Origin of the sequence: Streptomyces sp. NPDC051578 (genome assembly GCF_044454045.1) — a bacterium.
Lineage (GTDB): Bacteria > Actinomycetota > Actinomycetes > Streptomycetales > Streptomycetaceae > Streptomyces.
The window spans coordinates 49,627-59,488 of sequence record NZ_JBITDH010000017.1 but is presented as its reverse complement, the minus strand read 5'-3'; the positions used below and the strand labels follow the sequence as shown (position 1 = coordinate 59,488).

Annotated in this window: 8 protein-coding genes; 6 read left to right on the top strand and 2 right to left on the bottom strand. The window is 63.4% G+C overall.

Going from position 1 to position 9,862, the window contains the following annotated elements; genetic code table 11:
• Positions 1–178 precede the first annotated feature (178 nt).
• A complete protein-coding gene (locus tag ACIA6C_RS32900; RefSeq protein ID WP_399281356.1) occupies positions 179–1,318 on the top strand; it encodes an IS630 family transposase in 1,140 nt (379 codons plus the stop codon).
• Here ACIA6C_RS32900 and ACIA6C_RS32895 read toward each other — a convergent pair.
• Together ACIA6C_RS32895 and ACIA6C_RS32890 are read right to left on the bottom strand one after the other, a co-directional pair.
• Positions 1,283–2,068 carry a class I SAM-dependent methyltransferase gene (locus ACIA6C_RS32895; protein WP_399281355.1) on the bottom strand — a complete coding sequence of 262 codons (786 nt, stop codon included), beginning with the start codon at positions 2,066–2,068 and terminating at the stop codon, positions 1,283–1,285. The two genes, ACIA6C_RS32900 and ACIA6C_RS32895, sit on opposite strands and share 36 nt — an antisense overlap.
• A gap of 420 nt (positions 2,069–2,488) precedes the next feature.
• Positions 2,489–3,673, bottom strand: coding sequence for an IS701 family transposase (locus ACIA6C_RS32890; RefSeq protein ID WP_399281354.1), 1,185 nt, complete (start codon positions 3,671–3,673; stop codon positions 2,489–2,491).
• Positions 3,674–4,058: 385 nt separating this feature from the next.
• Between ACIA6C_RS32890 and ACIA6C_RS32885 the strand changes: the two genes are divergently transcribed.
• From ACIA6C_RS32885 to ACIA6C_RS32865, 5 genes are all read left to right on the top strand, one after another.
• Positions 4,059–4,223 carry a hypothetical protein gene (locus tag ACIA6C_RS32885; protein ID WP_399281353.1) on the top strand — a complete coding sequence of 55 codons (165 nt, stop codon included), beginning with the start codon at positions 4,059–4,061 and terminating at the stop codon, positions 4,221–4,223.
• Between the two features lie 104 nt (positions 4,224–4,327).
• Positions 4,328–5,197 (top strand): aKG-HExxH-type peptide beta-hydroxylase, encoded by an 870-nt coding sequence (locus tag ACIA6C_RS32880; RefSeq protein WP_399281352.1) that lies wholly within the window; start codon positions 4,328–4,330, stop codon positions 5,195–5,197.
• Positions 5,198–5,210: 13 nt separating this feature from the next.
• Positions 5,211–6,326 carry a hypothetical protein gene (locus ACIA6C_RS32875; RefSeq protein WP_399281351.1) on the top strand — a complete coding sequence of 372 codons (1,116 nt, stop codon included), beginning with the start codon at positions 5,211–5,213 and terminating at the stop codon, positions 6,324–6,326.
• A 21-nt stretch (positions 6,327–6,347) separates the two neighbouring features.
• A complete protein-coding gene (locus ACIA6C_RS32870) occupies positions 6,348–8,201 on the top strand; it encodes a RiPP maturation radical SAM C-methyltransferase (RefSeq protein ID WP_399281350.1) in 1,854 nt (617 codons plus the stop codon).
• A complete protein-coding gene (locus tag ACIA6C_RS32865; RefSeq protein WP_399281349.1) occupies positions 8,198–9,394 on the top strand; it encodes an MFS transporter in 1,197 nt (398 codons plus the stop codon). The genes ACIA6C_RS32870 and ACIA6C_RS32865 overlap by 4 nt, the downstream gene beginning before the upstream one ends.
• Positions 9,395–9,862 lie beyond the last annotated feature (468 nt).

Sequence of the window (9,862 nt, the reverse complement as noted above, 5' to 3'; positions counted from 1 at the left end):
CGGATCATCGTGTCGAACAGGGCCTCCGGATCGCCGTCGGGGCCGGCGCTCGCAGCCAGCAGCGAGGTGACTTGGGCGGCGAGGACGGTGACTAGTGCCGCATCAGACAGCGTTCGCCCCGTTGTGACGCGCCGTCCGGGTACAGGCCCGGACGGCGAGCATCCGCCATGCTGTCCTGGTGGCCGAACGGGTGCGGGTGCGGGTGCGGGAGATCGACGACGATGAAGGCCGGAGGTTGCTCCGGATCATCCGCCGGGGCACAGGGTCGGTGGTGACCTGGCGGCGGGGCCAGATGGTGCTGTTGTCCGCGCAGGGCATGGCCGTGGCGAAGATCGCCGAGGTGACGTTCACCAGCCCGGACCGGGTCCGGGACGTGATCCACAACTTCAACACCGATGGCTTCGACTCGCTCTACCCGAAGTACAAGGGCGGCCGGCCGAGAACCTTCACCCTTCCCGAACGTCGGGAGATCAAGAAGATCGCGAAGTCGAAGCCGGCCGAGCATGGCCTGCCGTTCTCGACCTGGAGCCTAGCCAAGCTGGCGGACTTCCTGGTCGCCGAGGGGGTGGTCGACGACATCAGCCACGAGGGCCTTCGGGTCCTGCTCCGCGAGGAGGGCGTCTCTTTTCAACGCGTGAAGACCTGGAAGACATCGAACGACCCCGACTACGAGGCGAAGAAGGCCCGGGTCGAGCACCTCTACGCGATCGCCGACGGCGAGGTCGCCCCCGAGCAGTGTGAGCCCGAGATCATCTTCTGTATGGATGAGTTCGGCCCGCTCAACCTCCAGCCCCACCCCGGGCGCCAGTGGGCCGAGCGTGGCGGCAAGGGCAAGGATCCTGAGCGGGAGCCACGGCCACGCCGCCGGGCCACCTACACCCGCCCGCACGGCGTCCGGCATCTGTTCGCCGCCTACGACCTGGGCAAGGACCAGCTCTACGGCCACATCAAGAAGACCAAGAACCGCTCCAAGTTCCTGGAGTTCTGCCGCTATCTGCGCTCCCTGCACCCCATCGGGAAGCGCATCGCGATCGTGTGCGACAACTACTCGCCGCACCTGACCACGAAGCGGTGCCGCCGGGTCGCGGACTGGGCCGAGGCCAACAACGTCGAGATCGCCTACACCCCGACGAACTCCTCATGGCTGAACCGCATCGAGGCCCAGTTCACCGCCCTGCGCTACTTCACCCTCGACGGCACCGACCACGCCAGCCACAAAGAGCAGGGAAGCATGATCCGCCGCTACATCATCTGGCGGAACAAGCATGCCCAGGACGAGCGCCTACGCGAGGTCGTGAACAGGGCGAACGTCGCCTGACGCAGCCGCACCCCGACGGAACAACGCGGTCCACAGGAACGTCACGCCGAACAGTGCTGACTCGGGAGGTTCCTCACGCATGCGGCGCAGTTCGACCTCTACCAGGTCAGAGAAGATCCAGCGCAGCGATTCGGGTGTGTAGGCGAGGCCGCCCTGCAACTCGCGTTCACGGTAGAAGTCCGCGTCGGCGAGTTCCGACCCCGTTCCCGCCTCGCCGACGGCGAAGCAGGTGAGTGCGAGATGGCCGCCAGGTGCGAGGACGCGGTCGAGGAGGGTTAGGTAGCTGACGCGGCGGTGCGGCGGTAGGTGGTGGAAGCACCCTGAGTCGACGACCAGGTCGTACGGGCCGCTCAACTCGGTGACGGGGAGGGCGAAAGCGTCACCGCACAGGAAGCGGATGTCGACTCCAGCCTCGTGAGCCCGGTCCTCGCCCCAGGCGACGGCAACGGGAGAGAGGTCGACGGCGTCCACCTCGAAGCCGCGCGATGCGAGGTAAAGGGCATTGCGGCCTGGCCCGCACCCCAGGTCCAGGACTCGACCGGGAGCAATCAGACCCTGGTCAAGGTAGGCGGCCAGGTTCTCGTCCGGCTTCGCCACGAAGAACGGGACCGGCCTTGACCGGTCGGTATAGAAAGCGTCCCAGAAGCCCTTGCCGTCGCCCGTCGCCAAGTGGCCGGCCTCGGATTCAGATGTGAAGAGCCCGTCCAAGAGCGCGAGAACGTCCTCGACAGTGCGTACGGTCCGGTCCACCCGGCCCCCCTTTCGACCGAGTGCGATCATAGGAGCGAGGGGAGTAAAAGCCCAGGTCAGGCGTGTTTCGCGACGCCTTGAGTGGGCTGTTGCAGACCCCGGATGAGACCGGGAGGCAAGACCACTCCAGGCCCCGACCCCACGTCCGCCCAAGCACCCCTACGGGGCCAGGAAAGGCCCATCCCCGGCCACGCTCGGCAGACTTTTTCGACGAATTTCCAGTGGCGCCACAGGGCCAACGTTGCCTGATGCGGCACTAGTACTGCAACGGTCTGTGCCGTGATGGGTTGTTGGCTTCTGATGGTGTGTGGCCGCGTCGTTTGTAGTGGCTGGTGCGGGCTTGGAACTGGCGTCGTCGTCGCCAGTGTGACCAGTGCAGGATGTGGTCGATGCTCGGGCGGGGCCGGGTGAGTCGGCTGATCAGGCGTCGGAGTTCGGGGAGGGTGAGGGGTATGAGCTGGGAGGATCCGTTTCTGCTTTCCCAGTGTCGAGTTCGCGGGCCCGCAGGACGGTGAGGCAGGCGTGTGCGGCGATGGCCAGGGTCATGTGGCGGTGCCAGCCGTCGTAGCGTCGGACCTGGTAGTCGTCCAGGCCGCACTCCTGCTTTGCGGTCTGGAAGCATTCCTCGACCGCCCACCGGCTGCCGGCGATGTGGATCAGCTCGTCCAGGGTGGTTTCTGCCGGGCAGTAGGCGATGTAGTAGGAGATCTCGTCTGGCCGGCGGATGCTTCGGCGGGCGATAACCCAGTGACGGCGGTCCTCGCGGTGCCAGGGACGGACCTCGACCCTGGCCCAGTCGTAGATCCGCGGGCCGTGGGCGCCGTTGCCGCAGGAGCGGCGTTTCCACTTCTGCCGGGGCAGTCCGGGAAACAGGTCGTGGACGGGGTGGTCGATGGCCCAGCGGGTGACGACGGTGTCGTGGCGGGTGGTGGCCATGACATGGAATACATCCGCCCGCTCGAGCTCGGTCCGCCAGCCCTTGGAGAAGCCGTAGGCGGCGTCCGCGGTCACCCACCGGAACGGGATCCGGTCCGTGATCGCGCGGCGGACCATGGCCTTGGCCATGACCACTTTCGTCTCGAAGGCGACCGTGTCGTCGATGCCGGCCGCCCGGCACCGGTCGCGGTCGTCCGTCCACGAGGTCGGCAGATACAGGCGGCGGTCGATCAATGTGCGGCCACGGCCGCCGGCATAGGCGAGGAACACCCCGATCTGGGAGTTCTCCGTCCGCCCGGCGGTCCCGGAGTACTGACGCTGGACCCCGGCCGAGCGGACACCCTTCTTCAAGAACCCGGTGTCGTCCACGATCAGCACAGCATCACGGTCGCCGAGATGCTCAACCACGTACTGGCGCACGTCGTCCAGGACCTCATCGGCGTTCCAGTCGATCCGGTTCAACAACCGGTGGATCCGGTCCGGACCCGTGTGCCCGGCCTCTTCGGCAAGCGTCCAGCCGTTCTTCCGCTCCAGCGGAGCTATCAGCCCCCGCATGTAGGCAAGAGCCGACTCCCGCGGCTCCGACCTGGCAAAACGGTGCACGAACCGCTCATGCAGAGCCTTCAGTTCACCAGCCCACAACCGGGCATCAACACGTTCCCCACCCATGAACTGACCAACGACCGACCTGCCCAACCGTCACGGCAAACACCGTTGCAGTACTAGTGGGGCCGGCCAGATAGTGAGAAATGGCGAACACTGGTCCCTTGACGCTGCGCGTTTTTTTGTGTGGATTCAAGAAGATTGTCCGGATTTTAGGCCGCGTAGAGTCTCGCGTTACAGAGCGTTATTGGCGGGCGTTGATCTGCAGTGAAACATCGGGTATCGCAATTTTCTGAGGAAATTGCCGACCGGTCCATCCAGTTCCCGGCAGTGGTCGATTACAGGCCATCGTTGACGGTCTCAAATATGGCCGGTACGTTCATGGTCGATACACCGGCTGCCATTTCTGGAGCCTGTCATTCGACATCAGGAAAAGACAGGAGGTTGAATCGTGCCTGTAACGACAGGGGCCGAAACTCAGCTCGGCAAGGGAATCAACATAACGGACGTGATCGCGCTGGTCACGACGGATGAACTCAACGAGTCTTCCGAGCGCATCGACAAGCTCCTCACCGAGGATGCGTGGAACGTCATGAACATGGTGGCGTTCGACTAGTTTGCCGTAATCCGGGATCATGGCAGATTCGCGGTGAAAGTATTAATCTGCCATGGTCCCGGGTGCGCGATCTGCCCTGGAATTGAGAAAAGATTGGGATTTTCATGCTGACTCTGTATGGAACTGACGAAGTGATCCGCAACGTCTACCGACTGTCGCGCGGAGAGCGGAAGCAGCCGGTGACCACGACCGGGGAACTGCGGGACCAGTACCTCGACTTCCTCTCCGGAGACAGATTTAAGGCACCGGTCAACCTCGGTACGGAAATATTCATCAAGGACCCGGAAACGGAAAGGCAGCTGGCGGCGGCCTACTCCGGTGGCATCCTGAACGACCTCGACCAGACCAACGTCATCGGAGATTCGTTCGACGATGAAGTGCGCGACCGGAAGATCGCGACGGCGAGGTCGGCGCTGGCCGAACTGCTCACGCTGAACGAGGACATAGCGGTGGTCTTCCCGCTGGTCATTCACAGCGTCTTCCTCAAGCAGACAAACAGGCTGGACAACGGGTCCGCCGCCCACGGCGGATCATCGAGCAACGCGATCGGCTCCATCTGGCTCTCGCTCAACGACACGCTGACGCAAAACGATGTCATGGAGCTGTTCATCCATGAGCTGACGCACCACCTCCTGTTCATCGACGAGTACAGCCACAACCATTTCGTGTACGAAGAGATTGGCAAGAGGGAAAACTACGCGCTGTCCGCGATCCGCGGCACGCACCGGCCGCTCGACAAGGTAATACACAGCATTGTGGTGGCTACCGAGCTGGTGACCGCACGCGAGCGCTACCTCGGGCACGGCGGCGGCGAGCTCGAAGTGCATCCGGAGAGTCACAAGATCCTGGAGGACACCCTGGCCTCCTGCGCCAGCGTTCTTGCCTTGGAAAACCTTGAGAGGCTCGTGTCGGACCGCGCGATCGACTTCGTGAAGTCCTGCGCGAGCCGGTGTGAGTCACTTCAAGCCGCGTGAGAAGGGTCGATCGATGAATGAGGCGTATGACAGTCTCGTCGCTGTAGCCGACCGCATCGGCGCCGAATGGGAGAAGACCGGCAACGATTGCGCTGCTTTCCCGGAGATCGCCTGGCAGGAGACCGAGGGACTAGATCTGTCCCATTTCGGCGAGCTCTCCAACCTATCTGCGCTGCTTCGCCACCCGGAAGTCTCACGGCTGCAGCGCCACTCGACCTTCTCCGACCTGTATTTCATGCTGTACGACAACGGGCACTTCTGGGTCGAGGTCCTGAACTGGTGGGGGAGTGATATCAATATTCATGACCACGACTTCTCCGGTGTACAGATGCAGCTGGCCGGCCAGTCGCTCAACGTCAAGTACGACTACGTCGGTGAGGACGCGGTCGACGGTCTGCTCGGTGACGGCAGGATCACCGTCAAGTCCGCCGAGATCTGGGAGCCGGGCGATCGTTCGTTCGTCCGGCCGGGCGACGTGGAGCCGCACACCGTCAACCACCTGAGCATCCCGACGGTGAGCCTGCTCTTCCGGACCCACCCGGTTGCTCGGTACGGACCACAGAACAACTACTTCCCTCCGGGCATACGCTCCACCTACGGCATCGCCGACATAAACTTCCGGACCAACGTGAAGTTGCTCCGAGTTCTGGCGCGGGGCGACAAGAGGAAATTCCACGATACCTTCGCCGAGGTCGTCGCGACGCAAACCCCTCCGCAGACGCTGTTCACGCTCATCAAGATGACCGACATCCTGTTCCACCGTGAACACATCCAACTGATCCGGGACTTCTCCACCAGTGGCCATGTGCTGGCTGAGAAGATCGTGGAGGCGGCTGCCTACCACCGGGCGACAGACTTCCTCATCAACAACGTGAAACGGACCCCGGGCCTCTCGGACGAGCAAGTGTTCGCGGTGGCCGTTCTCGGGTCGGTATACGACGCCGAGAGCCTCAAGGCGATCCTCGCCAGGCTTGAGGAGCGCGGACGGTCGGTCGACCTCCACTCGATCCTCCCGGGCATCCTGTCGCACTGCGGTGAGGCCAAGGCTCAGGAAGTTCTCAACGTAATCAGACTGTTCGGGTTGACCGAGGCGTTCGACCTGCCGGCGAATCCCGTTCCCAAGAGGTAGCACATGCCCCGAATAGCGCTGATGACAATGCCGTTCGCGTCGTCCACCAGGCCGTCCCTGCAGTTGGGTCTGCTGAAGGCCATCGCGGAACGCGAGGGATGGGCCGCGGACACCTTTCACTTCAATCTCGACTTCGCGGCGTCGATCGGACGTCATCATTACGAGGCGCTCTGCCAGCACCGGGGCGTGCAACTGGGCGACTGGATCTTCGCGAACCAGGCCTTCGGCGACGCATCACCGGACCGGGCCGGCGAGTTTATCGACGAGTTGACCTTCGACATCGCCGCGGCCGTCGGCCACACGGGAGAGGGAGACGCGCGGGCCTGGCTCCGTGACGTCCGCGACCGGCAGACTCCGTGCTACCTCGACGAACTGGTCGCCGGTGTCGACTGGACCGGGTACGACGTCGTCGGTTTCAGCTGCACGTTCCAGCAGAGTGTGGCCTCGTTCGCGCTTGCCCGCAGACTGAAGGCAGCATTCCCTCATCTGGTGACCGTCTTCGGCGGCGCCAACTTCGACTCCGGCATGGGGCTGGAGCTGATCGCGTCGGTGGATTCGGTCGACGTAGCGGTGATTGGCGAAGGCGACCTCCCCTTCCCGATGCTTTTGAAGGCGCTGGGAGACAAGGAAACCCTCGCCGGCATACCGGGTGTCGCCTGGCGGCAGGACGACGGATCGGTCTCCTACACGGAGACGAAGACTCCGTTCAACGATCTCGACAGCCTGCCGATGCCGGACTACGAGGAGTACTTCGAGCGTGCGGAGTCGCTCGGGTTCTTCAAGAAAAATTCCCGCTCCCAGGTGGATCTCCCGTTCGAGAGCGCACGAGGATGCTGGTGGGGCGAGAAGAACCATTGTGTCTTCTGCGGTCTCAACGCGAGCGGCATGCAGTTCAGGTCGAAGTCCCCCGAGCGGGTGCTGCAGGAGATCGAATGGCTTTCGTCACGACATCGCAGCCTGCGACTGGAGTCGGTCGACAACATCCTGAACCGGTCCTACCTTTCCTCCGTCATCGATCCGCTGGCGCAAAAGAACATGAACCTCAACATCTTCTACGAAATGAAGAGCAACGTGTCCCCGGCCGAGGTCGAACGCCTTGCCGGCGCGGGCGTGAAGAGGATCCAGCCAGGCATCGAGTCACTCTCCACGCCGATACTGAAGTTGATGCGAAAGGGCGTCACCGCGCTTCAGAACATAAATCTTCTCAGGTGGAGTAGGTTCCATGGAATCGAAGTTGGCTGGAATCTCCTGTGGGGATTCCCGGGAGAGCTGGCGGAACATTATTCCGCCCAGGTCACCTTGCTCGAAAAGATTCCCCATCTGCAACCGCCTGGCGGCGATGGCCGGTTGTGGCTCGAACGTTTCAGTCCCATGTTCATGGACAGGGTCACGTTCGGCGTCCGCAACGTCGCACCGCTCCCGTCATACAAGCAGGTCTATCCTGCCAACGTCGACCTGGCCGAGGTGGCCTATTTCTTCGACTACGATGTGGCTGACTGCCTCCCGGTGGAGACGTTCGATGCCACCCTGGAGGTCTTGAGATCATGGCGAACGGCGTGGGATAAATCTGATCCGCCCGCGCTGATATGCCAGTTCGGCCCTGGCTTCATGAAGATAGACGAACGTCGTCCAGGATTCGCGCACCGCTCGTACGTCGTCGACGGAGTGCACGCCGACCTCTACCGCCGCTGTTTCACCAAACCTCGATCAATTCGCGCAGTCAGCCGAGAAATGGGTCACTCCGAAGAGTCGGTCCTGGAGATGGTCGCCGACTTGGCCGGTCTGGGACTTATCCTGCGCGAGGACAGTAGGATCCTGGCCCTCGCGCTCCCTCCTGCCAGCGGCTGGCGACACCTTTCAGAGAGTCGAACGTGATCAAGTTTTACCGCCTCTGGGTATCCACCGCGTCCTCGAACTTCGGAGACGGGCTGCTCCGTGTCTTGCTGCCGCTCCTGGCCCTGGCCTGGGGTGCCTCCGGCTTCGAGGTGTCCGTCGTTGTCGCGTCGAGCTACCTGCCGTGGTTGGTCGGAAGCCTGCTCATCGGTGTCTTCGTCGACCGGCTGAACCGGTCCACCATCATCCGCGCGGCGAACGCGGTACGCGTGCTCGCAACCTTCGCCCTCCTGGCCGGGACGGTCGCCGACCTGGCGAGCGTCCCACTGCTGATCGCGCTGGCCCTGGTGTACGGGGTCGCCGAGGTGGCCGCCGACCTGAGTTCGCAGAGCGCGGTCTCCCAGGTGGTCAAGAACGAGCAGCTGGAAAGCGCGTACGGGCGGATATCCGTATCTCAGGTGGTCGCGAATACGCTGGTGGGACCAGCAGTGGCCGGACTTCTGTTCGGGCGGACACAAGCCGCCGTGATCGGACTGATCTGCGCCTGCTACGTCGTCGCCGGCCTGTCGGTCCCGGCCACTCCCGACAGCGACCAGGACTCCCCGGAGCCCTGGGCTCCCCGGCAGATCTGGCGAGAATTGCGCATCGGAGTGTCGGCCGTCACTGGCAATTCCTGGCTGCGACGCGCCGCGCTGTCGGTGGGTGTCATGAACTTCGCGTCGGGCGCCAATGCCGCACTACTGGTCACGTACGCGGTGAGTCCCGGTCCGCTCCAGCTCACCACGGGCGAGTACGGATTGCTGCTGGCGGCCCTGGGCATCGGGTCGATGACCGGCAGCGCCATCGCGGCCCGAGTGTCCCGGATACTCGGGGAGTCCCATGCGGTGGCGGTCGGCGTCGGGGGACTGCTCACCACCATCGCTGCGCCCGGTCTCTCGGACAACGTGTGGGTCATCGCGCTGTTGATGACCGCAGGCAGCGCGGTGGGCACGCTCTTCGGGGTGAAGGTCATCTCCATGCGGCAGCGATCCGTGTCGAACGAACTCCTCGGCCGCGTCAATTCCGCGTTCCAGTTCGTCGGGATCGGGTCGGCGCCCCTCGGTGCGACATTCGGAGGGCTGTTGGCATCGATGGTTGGTATCCGACCTGTGTTCCTGTTTCTGAGCGCGGTCGCCGCGCTGACGGTTTTGCTGCTCAGGCCGTGGCGCCGGGAACCGGTCTCCGTGGCGGCGTGAGCCCCCGCCGCTCGCGCACCGGCTCCGGGCGTGGTGGAGAGCCGGGCGGCTGGCGTGCCGAGGCGCGGTAATTGGCGCCACAGAGAGCGACGCAACTGCAAGTTCTGCCGGTGTGCCGCTTGAGCCACTACGGTGTCTCGAACCCACACCTACCTGGCGTTCCGGAGCCAATCGTATGATGCACTGAAGAAATTTCCCAGGGATGTGCGCCAGATTGTCAGAAAACTAGGTCAATCCATCGTCAAGACAATCGTTGGGTCCGACACCTGGCAGAAGATTCGCTGAACTGCATGCTGAAATTGGGGCTCATCAAGGCGTAGGGCTCGTAACTGGATCATGAGTCGGGCTTGTTGAGGCGTCGCCAGCAGATGGGACTGCAGGCGATCGATTTCCAACGGCTTCGGTCTAGCCACCGCACACCCCGATCAACGCTCCCGGAGTGATCCACTCACCTCGAAGATCATTCGT

Excerpts from the sequence above, each read along its gene's own strand:
- ACIA6C_RS32890 (WP_399281354.1), bottom strand. The coding sequence starts at position 3,673 with ATGGGTGGGGAACGTGTTGATGCCCGGTTGTGGGCTGGTGAACTGAAG.
- ACIA6C_RS32880 (WP_399281352.1), top strand. The coding sequence starts at position 4,328 with ATGCTGACTCTGTATGGAACTGACGAAGTGATCCGCAACGTCTACCGA.
- ACIA6C_RS32875 (WP_399281351.1), top strand. The coding sequence starts at position 5,211 with ATGAATGAGGCGTATGACAGTCTCGTCGCTGTAGCCGACCGCATCGGC.
- ACIA6C_RS32870 (WP_399281350.1), top strand. The coding sequence starts at position 6,348 with ATGACAATGCCGTTCGCGTCGTCCACCAGGCCGTCCCTGCAGTTGGGT.